Source organism: Limnohabitans sp. DM1, from assembly GCF_001269385.1.
Classification (GTDB): Bacteria; Pseudomonadota; Gammaproteobacteria; order Burkholderiales; family Burkholderiaceae_C; genus Limnohabitans_A.
This window is the reverse complement of record NZ_CXOO01000022.1, coordinates 1-16,758: the sequence shown is the minus strand read 5'-3', so window position 1 is coordinate 16,758 and position 16,758 is coordinate 1. Positions and strand designations below refer to the sequence as shown.

Annotated in this window: 21 protein-coding genes; 18 read left to right on the top strand and 3 right to left on the bottom strand. The window is 61.9% G+C overall.

What is annotated here, in order from left to right:
• Positions 1-2 precede the first annotated feature (2 nt).
• From bchC to AMM33_RS07795, 16 genes are all read left to right on the top strand, one after another.
• On the top strand, positions 3-956 hold the full coding sequence (gene bchC / locus AMM33_RS07870; RefSeq protein WP_090140178.1) for a chlorophyll synthesis pathway protein BchC: 954 nt from the start codon (positions 3-5) through the stop codon (positions 954-956).
• Positions 953-1,960 carry a chlorophyllide a reductase iron protein subunit X gene (locus tag AMM33_RS07865; RefSeq protein WP_090140176.1) on the top strand — a complete coding sequence of 336 codons (1,008 nt, stop codon included), beginning with the start codon at positions 953-955 and terminating at the stop codon, positions 1,958-1,960. The genes bchC and AMM33_RS07865 overlap by 4 nt, the downstream gene beginning before the upstream one ends.
• Positions 1,961-1,992: 32 nt before the next feature.
• Positions 1,993-3,546, top strand: coding sequence for a chlorophyllide a reductase subunit Y (gene bchY, locus AMM33_RS07860; RefSeq protein ID WP_090140174.1), 1,554 nt, complete (start codon positions 1,993-1,995; stop codon positions 3,544-3,546).
• Positions 3,543-5,069: a chlorophyllide a reductase subunit Z gene (gene bchZ / locus AMM33_RS07855; RefSeq protein WP_090140173.1), complete on the top strand. Its 1,527-nt coding sequence runs from the start codon at positions 3,543-3,545 to the stop codon at positions 5,067-5,069. Before bchY ends, bchZ begins: the two co-directional genes overlap by 4 nt.
• A gap of 140 nt (positions 5,070-5,209) precedes the next feature.
• A complete protein-coding gene (gene pufB / locus AMM33_RS07850) occupies positions 5,210-5,353 on the top strand; it encodes a light-harvesting antenna LH1, beta subunit (RefSeq protein WP_019425952.1) in 144 nt (47 codons plus the stop codon).
• A gap of 44 nt (positions 5,354-5,397) precedes the next feature.
• The gene (locus tag AMM33_RS07845) at positions 5,398-5,622 is read left to right on the top strand and encodes a hypothetical protein (protein WP_090140171.1); all 225 of its coding nucleotides are present in this window, start codon (positions 5,398-5,400) and stop codon (positions 5,620-5,622) included.
• A gap of 10 nt (positions 5,623-5,632) precedes the next feature.
• Positions 5,633-5,842, top strand: coding sequence for a light-harvesting antenna LH1, alpha subunit (pufA, locus tag AMM33_RS07840; RefSeq protein WP_090045568.1), 210 nt, complete (start codon positions 5,633-5,635; stop codon positions 5,840-5,842).
• Positions 5,843-5,925: 83 nt separating this feature from the next.
• Complete coding sequence (pufL, locus tag AMM33_RS07835; RefSeq protein ID WP_090140169.1) at positions 5,926-6,762, top strand: photosynthetic reaction center subunit L; 837 nt, start codon at positions 5,926-5,928, stop codon at positions 6,760-6,762.
• 47 nt (positions 6,763-6,809) lie between these two features.
• Positions 6,810-7,787 (top strand): photosynthetic reaction center subunit M, encoded by a 978-nt coding sequence (gene pufM / locus AMM33_RS07830; protein ID WP_090140167.1) that lies wholly within the window; start codon positions 6,810-6,812, stop codon positions 7,785-7,787.
• On the top strand, positions 7,784-8,845 hold the full coding sequence (gene pufC / locus AMM33_RS07825; RefSeq protein ID WP_228768013.1) for a photosynthetic reaction center cytochrome PufC: 1,062 nt from the start codon (positions 7,784-7,786) through the stop codon (positions 8,843-8,845). The genes pufM and pufC overlap by 4 nt, the downstream gene beginning before the upstream one ends.
• Before the next feature lie 70 nt (positions 8,846-8,915).
• The gene (locus AMM33_RS07820; protein WP_228768012.1) at positions 8,916-9,776 is read left to right on the top strand and encodes a hypothetical protein; all 861 of its coding nucleotides are present in this window, start codon (positions 8,916-8,918) and stop codon (positions 9,774-9,776) included.
• Entirely contained in the window at positions 9,769-11,301 is a 1,533-nt protein-coding gene (gene crtD, locus AMM33_RS07815) for a 1-hydroxycarotenoid 3,4-desaturase CrtD (protein WP_090140165.1), read from the top strand. Before AMM33_RS07820 ends, crtD begins: the two co-directional genes overlap by 8 nt.
• Positions 11,298-12,161 carry a carotenoid 1,2-hydratase gene (locus AMM33_RS07810; protein WP_090140163.1) on the top strand — a complete coding sequence of 288 codons (864 nt, stop codon included), beginning with the start codon at positions 11,298-11,300 and terminating at the stop codon, positions 12,159-12,161. Before crtD ends, AMM33_RS07810 begins: the two co-directional genes overlap by 4 nt.
• Before the next feature lie 104 nt (positions 12,162-12,265).
• The gene (pufB, locus tag AMM33_RS07805) at positions 12,266-12,418 is read left to right on the top strand and encodes a light-harvesting antenna LH1, beta subunit (protein ID WP_019429105.1); all 153 of its coding nucleotides are present in this window, start codon (positions 12,266-12,268) and stop codon (positions 12,416-12,418) included.
• A gap of 12 nt (positions 12,419-12,430) precedes the next feature.
• Positions 12,431-12,625, top strand: a complete 195-nt coding sequence (locus AMM33_RS07800) for a light-harvesting protein (protein WP_062403236.1) — start codon at positions 12,431-12,433, stop codon at positions 12,623-12,625.
• A 54-nt stretch (positions 12,626-12,679) separates the two neighbouring features.
• Positions 12,680-14,077: a PucC family protein gene (locus AMM33_RS07795; RefSeq protein ID WP_090140161.1), complete on the top strand. Its 1,398-nt coding sequence runs from the start codon at positions 12,680-12,682 to the stop codon at positions 14,075-14,077.
• Between the two features lie 232 nt (positions 14,078-14,309).
• Here AMM33_RS07795 and AMM33_RS07790 read toward each other — a convergent pair whose 3' ends face one another.
• The 3 genes from AMM33_RS07790 to AMM33_RS07785 form a co-directional block, all read right to left on the bottom strand.
• Positions 14,310-14,603: an RNA recognition motif domain-containing protein gene (locus tag AMM33_RS07790; RefSeq protein WP_062403242.1), complete on the bottom strand. Its 294-nt coding sequence runs from the start codon at positions 14,601-14,603 to the stop codon at positions 14,310-14,312.
• A gap of 119 nt (positions 14,604-14,722) precedes the next feature.
• Positions 14,723-14,875, bottom strand: coding sequence for a hypothetical protein (locus AMM33_RS21890; RefSeq protein WP_194945328.1), 153 nt, complete (start codon positions 14,873-14,875; stop codon positions 14,723-14,725).
• Between the two features lie 321 nt (positions 14,876-15,196).
• Positions 15,197-15,844, bottom strand: coding sequence for a LysE/ArgO family amino acid transporter (locus tag AMM33_RS07785; protein ID WP_194945327.1), 648 nt, complete (start codon positions 15,842-15,844; stop codon positions 15,197-15,199).
• A 147-nt stretch (positions 15,845-15,991) separates the two neighbouring features.
• Between AMM33_RS07785 and AMM33_RS21885 the strand changes: the two genes are divergently transcribed.
• Together AMM33_RS21885 and AMM33_RS07775 are read left to right on the top strand one after the other, a co-directional pair.
• A complete protein-coding gene (locus AMM33_RS21885; RefSeq protein WP_194945326.1) occupies positions 15,992-16,201 on the top strand; it encodes a hypothetical protein in 210 nt (69 codons plus the stop codon).
• A gap of 82 nt (positions 16,202-16,283) precedes the next feature.
• Positions 16,284-16,758: SNF2-related protein (locus AMM33_RS07775; protein ID WP_228768011.1), on the top strand; the 475-nt coding region annotated here is incomplete at its 3' end.

The following is a 16,758-nucleotide window of genomic DNA, read 5'->3' as shown; positions in this document are numbered from 1 at the left end:
GCATGAAATCCCAAGCCGTCGTTTTCAACAGCCCCAGGCACCTGTCCTTGCAGGCCCTGGACTTGCCCGAGCTGCAAGCCGGTCAGCTGGATGTGGCCGTGGAGTTCAGCGGCATCAGCACCGGCACCGAGCGCATGCTCTGGGACGGCAGCATGCCCCCCTTCCCGGGCATGGGCTACCCGCTGGTGCCCGGTTACGAGACGGTGGGCCGCGTGCTCCGCGCAGCCTCGGACACCGGCGTGCAAGCCGGTCAGCGCGTGTTTGTGCCAGGGGCCAATTGCTTCACCGGCGTCAAAAGCCTGTTTGGTGGTGCGGCTTCGCGCCTGGTGGTGACCGCGCAAAAAGTGGTGCCCGTGGCCGAACACCTGGGCGCGCAATCGGTGCTGCTGGCGCTGGCCGCCACCGCTTACCACGCGGTGTCGGGCGGTGGTCAGCAAGACCCCTTTGAAGCCCCAGAACTCATCGTAGGCCACGGCGTCATGGGACGCCTGCTGGCCCGCCTGACAGTCGCTGCTGGCCTGCCAGCACCCACGGTGTGGGAAACCCAGGCCGAGCGCTCTGCCGGGGCCGAGGGTTACACCGTGTTGCAGCCGCAAGACGACCCGCGCCGCGACTACCGCACCATTTACGACGTGAGCGGCGACGGCAGCCTGCTCAACGGCCTGATCCAGCGCCTGCGACCCGGTGGCGAGCTGGTGCTGGCCGGTTTCTACAAACAAGACCTCTCTTTTGCCTACGCCCCGGCCTTCATGCGCGAAGCGCGCATGCGCATTGCCGCCGAGTGGAAGCGCCCGGACCTGTTGGCCGTCAACGAGCTGGTGCACACCGGCCGCTTGTCGCTCGACGGATTGATCACCCACACCCAGCCATCGACGCAAGCTGGTTCTGCCTACGAGACAGCCTTCGGAGATGCGAGCTGTCTCAAGATGATCCTTGATTGGAGTGCCACAGCATGAACACAGATACCACCACCACACAGCCCATCAAATTTGTTGAAGTGCTGCGCCGCGAGGCCGACGTTGAGCCCGACGCCGTGAGCACCTCCGAGGTGACCAAAGAGACACAAATCATTGCCATCTATGGCAAGGGCGGCATTGGCAAAAGCTTCACGCTGGCCAACCTGTCTTACATGATGGCGCAGCAGGGCAAAAAAGTGCTGTTGATCGGCTGCGACCCCAAGAGCGACACCACCAGTTTGCTGTTCGGCGGCAAGGCTTGCCCTACCATCATCGAGACCTCATCGCGCCTCAAACTCTCCGGCCAGGCCGTGAGCATTGGCGACGTGTGCTTCAAGCGCGATGGCGTGTTCGCCATGGAATTGGGCGGCCCCGAAGTCGGTCGCGGCTGCGGCGGGCGCGGCATCATCCACGGCTTTGAAACGCTCGAAAAGCTCGGTTTCCACGATTGGGGTTTTGACTACGTCTTGCTCGACTTTTTGGGCGACGTAGTCTGCGGCGGCTTTGGTCTGCCCATTGCCCGCGACATGTGCCAAAAAGTCATCGTGGTGGCCAGCAACGACTTGCAGTCGCTGTATGTCGCCAACAACGTGTGCAGTGCGGTGGAGTATTTCCGCAAGCTCGGCGGCAACGTGGGCGTGGCCGGCATGGTCATCAACAAAGACGACGGCACGGGCGAAGCCCAGACCTTTGCGGCCAATGCGGGCATCCCGGTGCTGGCGGCCATTCCGGCCAACGAAGACATCCGCCGCAAGAGCGCCAGCTACGAAATCATCGGCCGACCTGACGGCGAGTGGGGCCCGCTGTTTGCCGAGTTGGCCAAGAACGTTGCCGAAGCCCCGCCCATGCGTCCGAAGCCCCAGACCCAGGACCAGTTGCTGGGCCTGTTCAGCGCCGACGTGGTCGGCCGCAATGTGGTGCTGGAGCCTGCCACCGTGTTCGACATGGTCGGCAAGCACGAAGACATCAAGCCCTCGCTGGAAGTCGTCTACGACGCGGCCTGAACCGCTGCAGACAACACCCACTGGAACAGGCCATGTCACGCACCATCCCGATTCACCCCAGCACCGATGCCCCCAACCCTGCAGGGCTGCAAGGCGACGGCATGGGTTGCCACGCCGGCACCGACGCCATGGTGGCCGCTGCCAAAGAAGCGGGCAAGTCCGAGGTGCTGGACCAATACGCACGCGATTACCCGCGCCAACCAGATGCCGGCCCACACGACCAGCCGCAAAGCATGTGCCCGGCCTTTGGCTCGCTGCGCGTGGGCTTGCGCATGAAGCGTACCGCCACCATCCTGTCGGGCTCGGCCTGCTGCGTGTACGGCCTCACTTTTACATCGCATTTTTACGGCGCACGCCGCAGCGTAGGCTACGTGCCCTTCAACTCCGAGTCGCTGGTCACAGGCAAGTTGTTTGAAGATATCCGCGAAGCGGTACACGCCGAGGCTGACCCAAGTCAGGTCGACACCGTCATCATCATCAACCTGTGTGTGCCGACCGCCAGTGGTGTGCCGCTACAGCTGCTGCCCAAAGAGATCAACGGCGTGCGCATCATCGGCATCGACGTGCCTGGTTTTGGTGTGCCCACGCATGCCGAAGCCAAAGACGTGTTGGCCGGGGCGATGTTGAAATACGCCCGCGAAGAAATCATCAGCGGTCCGGTGGCCGCGCCCCGCGCCGGTCGTGGTGACAAGCCCACGGTGGCTCTGCTGGGTGAGATGTTCCCGGCCGACCCGGTCATCATCGGCCAAATGCTCGCCCCCATGGGCCTGGCCGCTGGCCCGGTGGTGCCCACCCGCGAGTGGCGCGAGTTGTACGCTGCGCTCGACTGCTCGGTGGCTGCTGCCATCCACCCGTTTTACACCGCCAGCGTGCGCGAATTCAAAGCCGCAGGTCGCCCTGTGGTGGGCTCGGCTCCGGTGGGCCTGGAAGGCACACAAGACTGGTTGCAAAACATCGGCCAAGCGGCCGGCATTGCGCAGGCGCAAATCGATGTGGCGCGCAACCAGTCGCTGGCGCAAATGCGCGGGCTCTTGATGCAAAAGCCCATCTCTGGCCGCATCACCCTGAGTGGTTACGAGGGCTCCGAGTTGTTGGTGGGCCGTTTGCTGGTCGAGTGTGGTGCCGATCTGCGCTATGTGGGCTCGGCTTGTCCAGCCACCGAATGGAATGCACAAGACATCGCCTGGCTGCAAGCCAAGGGCGTGCAGGTGCAAATGCGCGCCTCACTCGAGCAAGACCTCAACGCCATGTACGAGTACCGGCCGCAGCTGACCATCGGCACCACCCCGGTAGTTCAGATCGCCAAGCAAAACAGCGTGCCTGCACTGTATTTCACCAATCTGATTTCGGCACGTCCCCTGATGGGGGTGGCAGGTGCCGGATCGCTGGTGCAGGTGGTCCAGGCGGCCATGGGCAACCAGGCCCGCTTTGACGCCATGAAGGATTTCTTTGGCGATGTGGGTGCAGGCCACGCCGCAGGCGTGTGGGAGTCGGTACCCAAAGACCGGCCCGAGTTCAAGGCCGAAACCCGCCGCCAGATCGAAAAGTTGTTGAAAAAGCGCAAAGCTGAGGAGATGGGTTCATGAACCAAGTGTCTCCACCCCCCAGCACCGTGGCCAAGCCCAAGTCGCCACTCATCCTCGACCACGACCGCGCAGGCGGTTACTGGGGCGCGGTGTATGTGTTCACCGCCATCAAAGGTTTGCAGGTGGTGATCGACGGCCCGGTGGGCTGTGAAAACCTGCCCGTGACCTCGGTGCTGCATTACACCGACGCTTTGCCGCCCCACGAGTTGCCGATTGTAGTGACGGGTCTGGCCGAAGAGCAGCTCGGCCGCGAAGGCACCGAAGGTGCCATGAAACGCGCCCACGCCACACTCGACCCCGAACTGCCCGCTGTGGTGGTGACGGGCTCGATCGCCGAGATGATCGGCGGCGGTGTCACGCCCGAAGGCACCAACATCGCACGCTTTTTGCCGCGCACCATCGACGAAGACCAGTGGCAATGCGCCAACCGCGCCATGTACTGGCTGTGGAGCGAATACGGTCTGCGCAAAGTGCCTGCACGCAAGCCTTTTGAAGACCGTCCTGTGGGCGAAAAGCCCCGCGTCAACATCATTGGTCCCTGCTACGGCACCTTCAACAGTCCGAGCGACCTGGCCGAAATTCGCCGACTGGTGCAAGGCATTGGTGCTGACGTCAACATGGTCTTCCCGTTGACCAGCCACTTGGCCGATGTGTCGCGCCTGGTCGAAGCCGATGTGAACATTTGCATGTACCGCGAATTCGGCCGCATGCTGTGCGAGGCGTTGGAGCGCCCTTATTTGCAAGCGCCGATTGGCCTGCACAGCACCACCAACTTCTTGCGCAAATTGGGTGAGTTGCTGCACCTGGACCCCGAGCCTTTCATCGAGCGCGAAAAGCACACAACGCTCAAGCCCATGTGGGACCTGTGGCGCTCGGTCACGCAAGACTTTTTTGCCACCGCCAGTTTTGCGGTGGTGGCGGGCGAGACCTATTCGCGGGGCCTTAAAAACTTCCTCGAAAACGAGATGGGCTTGCCCTGCCGCTTCAGCGTCTCACGCACCGCAGGCAACAAGACCGACAACGCCGCTGTGCGCGAGCTGGTCAAAACGCAAACGCCACTCATCATGTTCGGCAGCTACAACGAGCGCATGTACCTGAGCGAGATCTCGGGCGGGAGCCCCATGCGTGCGGCCTTCATTCCCGCGTCCTTTCCCGGCGCCATCATCCGCCGCCACACGGGCACCCCCTTCATGGGCTACAGCGGTGCGAGCTATGTGATCCAGGAGGTTTGCAACGCGCTGTTTGATGCGCTGTTCCACATCCTGCCGCTGGGCACCGAGATGGACAAAGTCGAAGCCACGCAAGCGCGTGGCGTGGTCGCCCCCAATGCCAGCTGGCAAGACCAGGCTCAGCAGCGCCTGCGCGATGTGGTGCAAAGCCAGCCGGTGCTGGTGCAGATTTCAGCGGCCAAGCGCTTGCGCGATCAGGCCGAACAACTCTCGCAGGCCCAAGGCCACAGCGAGGTGACCGAAGCCCATGTGAACGCGGCCAGCCGCGAACTGGGTCTGGGGATCGCGGCATGAGCCACACCCCCAACAACACACCAGCCGGTGCCGCCACATGCGGCACGGCTTATCCGATGTCGTGGCCTTTGGCTGCGGATGCCCATCTGCGCGGGCTGTGCGCAACCCGGGTCGCAAGGCCTCTTTAAAAGGAGCAAAACATGTCCACCAAGACATCAATTTCCGGACTCACCGATGAGGAAGCCCAGGAGTTCCACCACTACTGGATGCAGGGCACCGTGGGCTTCACAGCAGTTGCTGTGCTGGCACACATCCTGGTCTGGGCGTGGCGTCCCTGGTTCTGATTCAGAGCCTGATTTTTCAACCATAGATTGACGGAGTCACGGTCATGCCCAACACAACCCACCTCAACGAGGCCCATTCGCGTGCGGATGAGTCTCCCGCTTACTGGTCCATTTTCCTCATCGGATTCGGATGCCTGTTTGTGGTCGTCGTACTGGCCAAACTGGTCGGCGTTCACTGGCGGGATCTGCTGCCTGGTGCAGAAGATGCCAAGAGCATGAGTCAGGGTGTGAAAGCTGCTGTGTACACCTTCATGTCCCACATCATTTAGGAGATTCACCATGTGGAGAATTTGGCGACTTTACGACCCTTTGCGTGCCATGGTACTGCAGGGCATTTTCTTGTTTGGCCTGGCCGCGATGATTCACCTCATCTTGCTCAGCACCAACAAATTCAACTGGCTCGACGGCGCGAAAAAGCCAGTCGCTGCATCGGCGCAAAACTCGCCGCTGCCGACTGCGGTGGCATCGCTCCCCGCGCCCAAGTCCTGATCCAGGACTTGTCGTTCAGTTGCCGCAATTGACTTCGTGTCAATGCGGCATCTGTTGATCCACTGAAGCAGGAGGACCCTACCATGGCCATGCTGAGTTTTGAGAAAAAGTACCGTGTTCGCGGTGGTACCCTGCTGGGTGGTGACTTGTTCGACTTTTGGGTCGGGCCGTTTTACGTCGGCTTCTTCGGCGTGACAACCTTGTTCTTTTCGTTCCTGGGTACAGCCCTCATTTTGTGGGGCGCCTCACAAGGGCCTACCTGGAACCTCTGGCAGATCAGCATCGCACCGCCTGATCTGTCGTATGGCCTGCGCTTTGCGCCCTTGATGGAAGGCGGCCTGTGGCAGCTCATCACCGTGTGTGCCATCGGCGCCTTCGGCTCATGGATGATGCGCGAGGTCGAAATTTGCCGCAAGCTGGGCATGGGCTTTCATGTGCCTGTGGCCTTCGGTGTAGCCATTTCGGCCTATGTCACTTTGGTGGTCGTGCGTCCGGTGCTCATGGGCGCCTGGGGCCACGGCTTTCCGTACGGCATTTACAGCCACCTGGACTGGGTGTCCAACGTGGGCTACCAGTACCTGCACTTTCACTACAACCCGGCGCACATGATCGCCGTGAGTTTCTTCTTCGCCAGTGTGTTTGCCTTGTCGCTGCACGGCGGTCTGATTTTGTCGTCCACCAACCCTGCACCGGGCACCGTGGTCAAGACACCCGAACACGAAGACACGTTCTTTCGCGACATCATCGGCTACTCGATCGGCACCTTGGGCATCCACCGCCTGGGTCTGTTCCTGGCGCTCGCTGCAGTGCTGTTCAGCGCCCTGTGCATTGTGCTCAGCGGCCCCTTCTGGAGCCGTGGCTGGCCCGAGTGGTGGAGCTGGTGGCTGAACATGCCGATCTGGTCCCAGTGGCCGGTCTGATTCGGACTGCACACAGCCCGAACCCCAAGAATTGAGGAGTACCGCAAATGGCCGACTATCAAAACCTGTTCACCACGGTGCAAGCCGTGGGTCCAGTCCACCACGGGGTGGAGCTTGGACACGGCAACAGCCCGCGCACCGGACAACCCCTGATCAACTACTGGATCGGCAAACTGGGCAACGCCCAGCTCGGTCCCATCTACCTCGGTGGCCTGGGTCTGGCTTCGCTCGTGTTTGGCTTGATCGCCTTCACCCTGATTGGCATGAACATGCTGGCCTCGGTCAACTACGACCCGATCCAGTTCGTGCGCCAGTTGTTCTGGCTGTCGCTGGAGCCGCCACCACCGAGCTACGGCCTGAGCATGCCCCCGCTCAACCAAGGCGGCTGGTTCCTCATCGTGGGTTTGTTCCTCACCGCATCGATCATGTTCTGGTGGGCCCGCACTTACCGCCGCGCGGTCGAGTTGGGCATGGGCACACACATCGCTTGGGCCTTTGCAGCGGCCATCTGGTTGTTCCTGGTGCTGGGCTTGTTCCGCCCCATCCTGATGGGTTCTTGGGGTGAGGCTGTGCCCTACGGCATCTTCTCCCACCTGGACTGGACGGCGGCTTTCTCGCTGCGCTACGGCAACCTGTTCTACAACCCCTTCCACGCGCTGTCCATCGTGTTCCTCTATGGCTCGGCCCTGCTGTTTGCCATGCACGGCGCGACGATTTTGGCGGTGACCCGCTTTGGTGGCGAGCGCGAGATCGAGCAGATCACCGACCGGGGCACGGCCTCTGAGCGTGCGGCCTTGTTCTGGCGCTGGACCATGGGCTTCAACGCCACCATGGAATCGATTCACCGCTGGGCCTGGTGGTTCGCCGTCCTGTGCCCCATCACGGGCGGCATCGGCATCTTGCTGACCGGCACCGTGGTGGACAACTGGTACCTCTGGGCCATCAAGCATGGCGTGGCACCACCGTACCCCGAAATTTTTCCAGCGATGGCTGACCCCGCGCTGAGCACAGGAGTCAAGCCATGAACCCGAACACCACCCACCACCCCAGTTGGATGAGCCGCATGGCCAAAGGCCTGGGCCTGGCACTGGTCGGCCTTGTGCTGGCCGGTTGCGAACGCCCGATTCCCGAAACGGTGCAAAGCGGCTACCGGGGCACCGGCATGGCGCAGGTCTACAACGCCCGTCTGCTCGAAGTCAAAACCGAAAAAAACCAGCCGCCTGTGGCCATTCCTTCGGCTGGGTCTGACGGCCCCAAGGCCTCCAAGGTCTACAAGAACGTCAAGGTCCTGGGTGACCTGAGCGTGGGCGATTTCAACCGCCTGATGGTCTCCATGACCAGCTGGGTGGCGCCCAACGAAGGCTGTGCGTATTGCCACGCCTTGCCCAATTTTGAAGACGACAGCAAATACACCAAGGTGGTGGCGCGGCGCATGGTCGAGATGACGCAACACATCAACGCCGACTGGCAGCCCCACGTCGCGCAGACCGGTGTGACCTGCTACACCTGCCACCGTGGCGAGCCCGTGCCCAGCGCGATCTGGTTCAAGTCCGATCCTCAGCCACAAGGCTCGAACTTCATCGGTGACAAGGCTGGACAAAACACCCCTTCACCCGTGGTCAATTTGTCCTCTTTGCCCAACGATCCCTTCACCCCGTTCCTGCTGGACAAGCAGAACATCCGCGTGAACGGCCCCACCGCGCTGCCCTCGGGCAACCGCCAGTCGATCAAGCAAGCCGAATGGACCTATGGGCTGATGACGCACATGTCCACCTCGCTGGGTGTGAACTGCACTTATTGCCACAACACGCAGTCCTTCCAGAACTGGGAAAACAGCCCGCCTCAGCGTGTGACCGCCTGGCACGGCATCCGCATGGCGCGTGACCTGAACTTGACCTATATGGAGTCCTTGACCGAAGTCTTTCCGGCGCACCGCAAGGGTCCTCTGGGTGATGTGGCCAAGCTCAACTGCGCCACTTGCCACCAGGGTGCTTACAAGCCTTTGAATGGCGCGCCCATGGCCAAAGACTTTCCTGAATTGCTCAAACCCGCTTTGGCCGCTGCCAAAGTTGCGGCCAAGTAGTCGGATTGAAAAAAAGTCTGTCAAGCCGTCAGCCCAAGCACGCTTCCAACACCTTGCCGGACACACCCTCATGCCAAGCCTTCGCACACCGCATGACCCGCTGACCGGCGTGGTGGTGGTGTTGCTGGCAGATTTCATGCGCCAGCATCAGGGCTGGGGCTGGCTCAGGTTGATGGCCGGGGCCACGCCCTACAAGGATGTGCCTGGCTTGACCATGGCCAAGGTCATGGGCAGTGGTCATGGCGGTGGTTTCAGCTTGCGCCCCAGTGCCTCACACCAGGGTCTGATTTGCACCTTCAGTCACCTGGATTGGGCACTGCAATTTTTGGACAGCGCCGCTGTGCAGGCCTACCGCAGCCGTGCCCGCGAGTGCTGGACGGGCGTGCTCTCGGTCCAATCCGCACGGGGGCAGTGGGACAAGCAAAGCTGGCAAGCCAGCACGCCCGAAGCCTTGGGTGAGCCGTGGGACGCGCATGACCATGAAGGTGGGCTGCATTCAGCGCAAAACAAAGGGCCGTTTGCCGTGCTGACCCGCGCCAGCATTGTGCCCACCAAGGCCATGGCGTTTTGGCGCTATGCACCAGCAGCACAAGCCGATTTGGCCCAAGCCCCCGGCTGTCTGCTGGCCATGGGCTTGGGCGAAGCACCCTTGGTGCGTCAATGCACCTTCAGCTTGTGGAAAGACACTGAGGCCATGTTGCACTACGCCCATCAGGGCGCGCACCAGGTGGCCAGTACCGCCGCGTACAAACACCAGTTTTTTTCCGAATCCTTGTTCGTGCGCATGCAGGTGTTGCAGATGGCCGGGGCCTGGCAAGGCCGCAGCTTTGATGCACCTGCCTTGGCGGTGCAGGCCCCAGCCCCAGCCGATGCTGCGCTGACCGGCAGCCGCCTGGCCGGTGAGCCCAGCCTGGAGGTCAGCCATGTCTGAGCACCGCGTCGTCATCGTGGGTGCGGGTATGGGCGGTTTGTGCAGCGCCATCACGCTGGCGCACCAAGGGCTCGATGTCACCGTGGTCGAGACCTCTGGCGCCCCCGGTGGCAAAGTACACAGCCGCGAGGTGAACGGCGCCCACATCGACAGTGGCCCCACCGTGTTCACCATGCGCTGGGTCTTCGACGACTTGCTGCGCAGCGTGGGCACCAGCGTCGAGGCCGAGATGCGCATCACGCCGCTGCAAGTGCTGGCCCGCCACTTCTGGCCCGATGGCAGCCAGCTCGATTTATCGGCCGACGCCCGCGAGAGCGAGGCGGCCATTGCCGCATGGTCGGGTGGCGACGAAGCCCGGCGCTTTCGGGATTTTTGCAAGACCACACGCCAGCTTTATGCCACGCTCGAAGGCCCGATGATCCGTGCCCAGCGCCCCAGCATGGGCGGCTTCATGGGCGACTTGGGCTTCAAAGGCTTGGGCGTGTTGGCCCAACTTGGCCCCATGCGCAGCCTGTGGCAACAACTCGGCCACCAGTTTTCAGACCCGCGTTTGCGCCAGCTGTTTGCACGCTACGCCACCTACTGCGGCTCATCGCCCTGGCAGTCGCCGGCCACGCTCATGCTGATCGCGCAGGTCGAGATGGACGGGGTCTGGTCGGTTGAAGGCGGCATGGTCGGCATGGCTCAGGCACTGGCCCGTGTGGCCCGTCGCCGAGGCGCGGTGTTCCGCTACCACAGCACTTGCCAGCGCATCGAGCAGCGCCAGGGCCGTGTGTGCGGTGTGCACCTGCAGTCGGGCGAATTTTTACCGGCCGACCGCGTCATCTTCAATGGCGACGCCGCCGCTTTGCGCCAAGGCTTGCTGGGCGAGGATGTGCGCCGCGCTGTGCCTCAAGACGCGCCACCGCGCTCTTTGTCGGCCTTGACCTGGTCCATGCACACCCCCGCCGAGGGCGTGGCCCTGGACCGGCACAACGTGTTTTTCCAGAGCACCTACGCCAGCGAGTTTGAAGACATCTTTGAGCGCCAGCGCTTGCCCGCACAGCCCACGGTCTATGTCTGCGCGCAAGACCGGCCTGCTCCGTTACCGCACGGCCAAGCCGAGCGCCTGTTTTGTTTGGTCAACGCCCCCGCCTGCGGTGATGGCAGCGCAATCACCGAGGAGGCTTTAGAACAATGCCAAACGCACACCTTTCAGCACCTGCGCCAACTGGGCCTGCACCTGCAACCCACGGCGAGCAACAGCCTGCGCACGACGCCACAGGATTTCCATCGACGCTTTCCGGCCAGCGGGGGAGCGCTGTACGGGCAGGCGACGCACGGCTGGACCAGCATCTTCAGCCGACCTGGCTCCACCACACCCCTGCAGGGCCTGTATCTGGCGGGGGGCAGCGTGCATCCGGGACCGGGCGTGCCGATGGCGGCCTTGTCCGGGCAGCGGGCGGCCGAGGCGCTGATGGCGAGCCTCGCTTCGACCAGCACGTTCCCGATGGGGGCTACCTGTGGTGGTATGTCGACGCCATGAGTGACGATGGTCAACACGGCATCACCCTCATTGCGTTTGTGGGCAGTGTGTTCTCGCCTTATTACGCCTGGGCGCGTGGGCGTGGCCGGGCCAACCCGGATAACCACTGCGCCCTGAACGTGGCCATCTACAGCAAAGGCCAAGGCCGCTGGGCCATGACCGAGCGTGGCCAGCGCCACTGCGCCCGCAGCGCTCGCCAGTTCACCATCGGCCCGAGCCAACTCAGCTGGGACGGCGACTGCCTGACCATCGACATCGACGAGCTGTGTGTGCCCATCCCGCGCCGCGTGCGCGGCCGCATCAAGCTCTGGCCCCAGCAGTTGTTTGCTTACTCCACACCGCTCGATGTGTACGCCCAGCACCGCTGGGGGCCGCTGGCGCCCGCCTCACGCATCGAGGTGGACTTGAGTGCCCCCGATCTGAAGTGGCAAGGCCACGCGTATCTGGACTCCAACGAAGGCGACGAGCCGGTGGACCGGGGTTTTCACACCTGGGACTGGTCCCGTGCCCGCACACGCGACGGCAGCACCGTGGTGTTTTATGACATGCAATCGCCTGGCACCGAAGACCGCGTGCTGTCGCTGCGCTTCACGCCCCAAGGCACGGTCGAGCCCATCGCCACGCCCCCGGTGCAGCGCCTGTCCAAGACCGGCTGGCGCATCTACCGTCGGATGCGAAGTTCGCAAGCCGTGCGCGTGCATGAACAACTCGAAGACACGCCGTTTTACCAGCGTGCCTTGCTGCAATTTGATCACGCAGGTGAGCCCTTGCTCGCCTTTCACGAAACCCTGTCGGTGCCGCGTTTGGTGTCACCGGTGGTTCAAGCCATGCTGCCTTTTCGCATGCCAAGGCGGGCTTGAGATGAACAACCTTGAACGTGATGTCAAGGCAACCCCATTCCTGGCCGCGGTGGCCAAGAATAGCCCTCGTGCGGGCCGTGCACGTCTTCTGCAAGGAGAAAACTATGTCTAACTCAGACAAAGTCTGGCCAACGGGACTGACCGAGGCCGAATCGGAAGAGATTCACCGCAATCTCATCCAGGGTACGCAAATCTTCGGCATGATTGCCGCATTTGCGCACCTGCTGGCCTACATCTATTCACCCTGGCTCAAGTAAAGGAAAATCATCATGATCTACTCCAAAATGTGGTGTGTGGTGAAGCCTTCGGTCGGTATCCCAGTGTTCATTGCGGCTGTGGCGATTTCGTCCTTCAGCGTGCACCTGGCCCTGACAACGAACACGACCTGGGTGAAAAGCTTCCTGAACGGTGGTACCAAAGTGGTCGCTGCGGCGCCTTCTGCGGATGCTGCGGTGAAGAAGTAAAGGGTGAAAGCCCGAACGGCCAGGCGCGCAAGCGCCTGGTCTTTCTCTTGATTTATGAATACCACCAAAAATCGCAGCAACTGGGGCATGGCTTTGGCCAGTTGGGGTCCCCGGTTTCTCCCTTTTGCTGACGCCGCCAGCGATGATTTGCCGCTGTCGCGTTTGCTGCGCTTGTCGCTGTTTCAAATTTCTGTTGGCATGGCCATGGTCATGCTGGTGGGCACCCTCAACCGCGTGATGATCGTGGAGCTCAAAGTCTCCGCCACGCTGGTGTCCTTCATGGTGGCGCTGCCCCTGCTCATTGCGCCTTTGCGCGCGCTCATTGGTTTTCGCTCGGACAACCACCGCTCGCAGCTGGGCTGGCGGCGCGTGCCCTACATCTGGATGGGCAGCTTGCTGCAGTTTGGCGGCTTTTCCATCATGCCCTTTGCGCTCTTGGTGCTCGCCGGTGCCGGGCAAGCCAGCCAGGCCCCGGCCTGGGTTGGCCAGTTGGGCGCAGCGGGTGCGTTTTTGTTGGTGGGCCTGGGCATGCACACCGTGCAAACCGCAGGCCTGGCCCTGGCCACCGACCTGGCCCCGCCCGAGCGCCAGCCCCAGGTGGTGGGGCTCATGTACGTCATGCAGCTGATCGGCATGATCGGCAGCGCCTTGATGCTGGGCTATTTGCTGCACGACTACAGCCCTGGCCAGCTGATTCGCGTGGTGCAGGCCGTGGCGGTGACCACACTGGTCCTGAATGTGATCGCGCTCTGGAAGCAAGAGCCGCGCAGCCGGCTGCGCAAACCCGGCACACCCATCGAACACACCTTTGCGCAAGCCTGGCAACTGTTTTGCCAAGGGCCGAACACACTGCGCCGTTTGTTGGCGGTAGGCCTGGGCACCATGGCCTTCACCATGGAAGACGTGTTGCTCGAACCTTATGGCGGCGAAATTTTGCACATGAGCGTGTCCAGCACCACCTTGCTCTCTGCCACTTTGGCGCTGGGCGGCCTGCTGGGTTTTGCCTGGGCCTCGCGCGCATTGGGGCGTGGCGGCGACGCCTACCGCATGTCCGGCTGGGGGGCCTGGGTCGGTTTGCCTGCCTTCGTCTGCGTCATGGCCTCTGGCCCTCTGACCATGCCCGCCTTGTTTGTACTGGGCATTTTCTTGATTGGCTTGGGGGGTGGTTTGTTTGCACACGGCACCCTCACGGCCACCATGCAGCTGGCCCCACCGGGGCAGATCGGTCTGGCCATGGGCGCCTGGGGCGCCGTGCAGGCCACGGCTGCGGGTGTGGGCATGGCCGCAGGCGGCTTGTTGCGCGACGGCGTTGGCCTGGTCAGCAGCCCCGTCATGGGCTACTCGGCCGTCTACGCCATCGAGATTCTTTTGTTGGGCATGACCCTGTGGGCCATGGGACCTTTGCTGCGTTCTGCGCCCGCTGCTGTACGCCCGCCCGCCATCTCTGCATAATCATTCCCCACGCCTTTTCAAGATCACCCCACAACCCAAGGACTCACCATGGAAATCAAACACATCCTCATCATCATGTTCGTGGTTTTTGGCCTGTTCATGCTGGCCAACTGGTTCAACCGTCCAAAGGGCCCACGCAAGTAAAGCGCCCCATGGCCTGGGGACTTCGAAAAAAGCCCCGACTACAAAAAAGCCGCTGTAAAGCGGCTTTTTTGTGGGCGACTGAAACAGATCAGTTGCGTGTGTCGCGGTAACCGCTGCCGTAGCCGGTGCTCGGCTCTTTGGGCTTGGAGATGTTCACCACGATCGAGCGACCGCTGACCGACATGCCATTCAGGCCGGTGATGGCGGCTTGGGCTTCTTCGGCGCTGGACATTTCGACAAAGGCGAAACCCTTGGAGCGACCGGTGTCGCGGTCCATCATGACTTTGGCCGACATCACGCCGCCAAATTCAGAAAAGTTTTGACGCAAGCTGGCGTCGTCGATGGTGTAGGGCAGGTTGCCCACGTAAATTTTGCTGCTCATGGTTGAGCCTTTCAGAGAGGTGGCGTGGCAGCTTCAAAACGAAGCCGACATGCAGGGAAAAGCGGATTCTTGGCAGATGCCGAGAGGCCGCAGGGAAATGCGCAAGGGGCCGTGAGGCCTTAGCGCATTTGTTCGGGGCTGGGGCTGTTTTGCAGCCAGTCGCGCGTGGTGTCGAGGACGCGGCGCGCAGCATGTTGGGTGAAAGCACAAGCCGACCTGTGCAGGGCGGGCGTCAGGTCCAGGCCTTGCAGAGCAGGGCGAACCTGGCGCAAAGCCGTGGCAGCTGTTGTTCGGCCGAGGCCGGTGCAAAAAGGGTGTGTCGAGGGCGAAGCGACCGGGGAGCCCGTGCGGGTGGTAATCGGGGAAATCAAAATCAATCGAGTCGCAAACCATCCAGGGGCTTGCGCAGAGCTGTGAGAAAAATGCCGAGGCCTGCAGCTCAACAGGAGACGGTGTTCGAAGTCAATCGATGCTTATGCAGACGCCTTGTGAGCCATCTGCGTTTTGTTATGCGGGTATTGCATAACAAGCCAAGAGTATATTTCCACATGAAATAAAAGTCAAATTTTTTATTTCCGACAGTTTGAAAGACATCAAAGCCCGGCGATGGCGTGGCGCACCAACAAGAGCGACAGCACCCACATGGTCACACCGATCAGCGCGTCCAGCACCTGCCAAGCGCGTGGCCGTGCAAACCAGGGTGCCAACCAACGCGCCCCAAAACCCAAGGCGCTGAACCACAACAAGCTGGCCGAACTGGCCCCGGCCGCAAACCAGCCTTGCAAGGGCGCGGGCTGCTGTGCGCCAATGCTGCCCACCAAGAGCACCGTGTCCAGATACACATGTGGGTTGAGTAAGGTGAAGGCCGCCGCTTGCGCGAGCGCCGCCCCACGGCTCAGGCCCTGGCCCGTGTTCGTCACATCCAGCGCGTTGGCCTGGCGCGCCCGCTGCAGTGCCCGCCAGCCATACACGGCCAAAAACGCCGCCCCGCCCAAAGCCAGACCACGCGCCAGCATAGGCCTGTTGCCCAGCGCCTGCGCCATGCCCAGCACGCCTGCCGTGATGAGCACCGCATCGGCCACCGCACAAAAAGCCACTACGCTGCCCACATGCTCGCGGCGCAGACCTTGGCGCAACACAAACGCGTTTTGCGCCCCAATGGCCACGATCAAACCCAGCCCCAAGACCATGCCCTGCACAAAAACAGGCCAGGCCCCTCCAACACTTGACAGCACACTCATGCGATGCGCGCTTCAGAGCGCGAAAGGTTTCAAAAAAGGGAGATTGTGCCGGGTTTACGTGCCAAGTCTTGAGCCCATGGCTCACCAGGTTTCCTTGGTCTCGGCCTTTTGCAGGAACCTGTGTGAAGGCGTGAGTCAGGCCCAGCCATGGTGCAAAAAACCATGCCGCGTAACAGGCTCGTCCGCATGAAAAAAGTCTGTGCCCTGTGGCTGGGGGGCGACTTCACCTTCAAGCGCCAGATCGACGCATCGCAGCAGTGCGGCTTCAAAGTCGTTGTCAGTTTTTACTTGACCCAATTGCATGGGGTAAACCCTGAAGTCGCTAAAAAAGTAAATAAAAAAATACAAAAAAAGTGAATCTGAATCAACTCAAAAATTAATAGGGAATTACGATATATATCTTTTTTGATTCATATTCACGGCTCACGGCCGCACTGTCTTGCAGCTCACCCCCCACCAAGCCAAATACATCGCGCACGACCTGACCTTGCAGCACGCAGGCGGCGGGCTCGAGCGTTTGAGCCAGGCGCTTTTTAACGCCAGCGTGGACCTGAACCCCCACCAGATCGAGGCTGCGGTGTTTGCGCTGCGCTCGCCGCTGAGCAAGGGCGTGCTGCTGGCCGACGAGGTGGGTCTGGGCAAAACCATCGAGGCGGGCATCGTGCTCTGCCAATACTGGGCCGAGCGCAAGCGGCAGCTGCTGGTCATCTGCCCCGCTTCGCTGCGCAAGCAATGGGCGCTGGAGCTGCAAGACAAATTCAACCTGCCCGCCGTGGTGCTGGACTCCAAAAACCTGGCGCGAAGCCCAGCGCCAAGGCTTGGCCCCGCTGCGCCAAAAAGCCGTGGTGGTCATGTCGTATGCCTACGCCACCCGCATCAAAGAAGAGGTGCGCTCCATGGCTTGGGACTTGGTC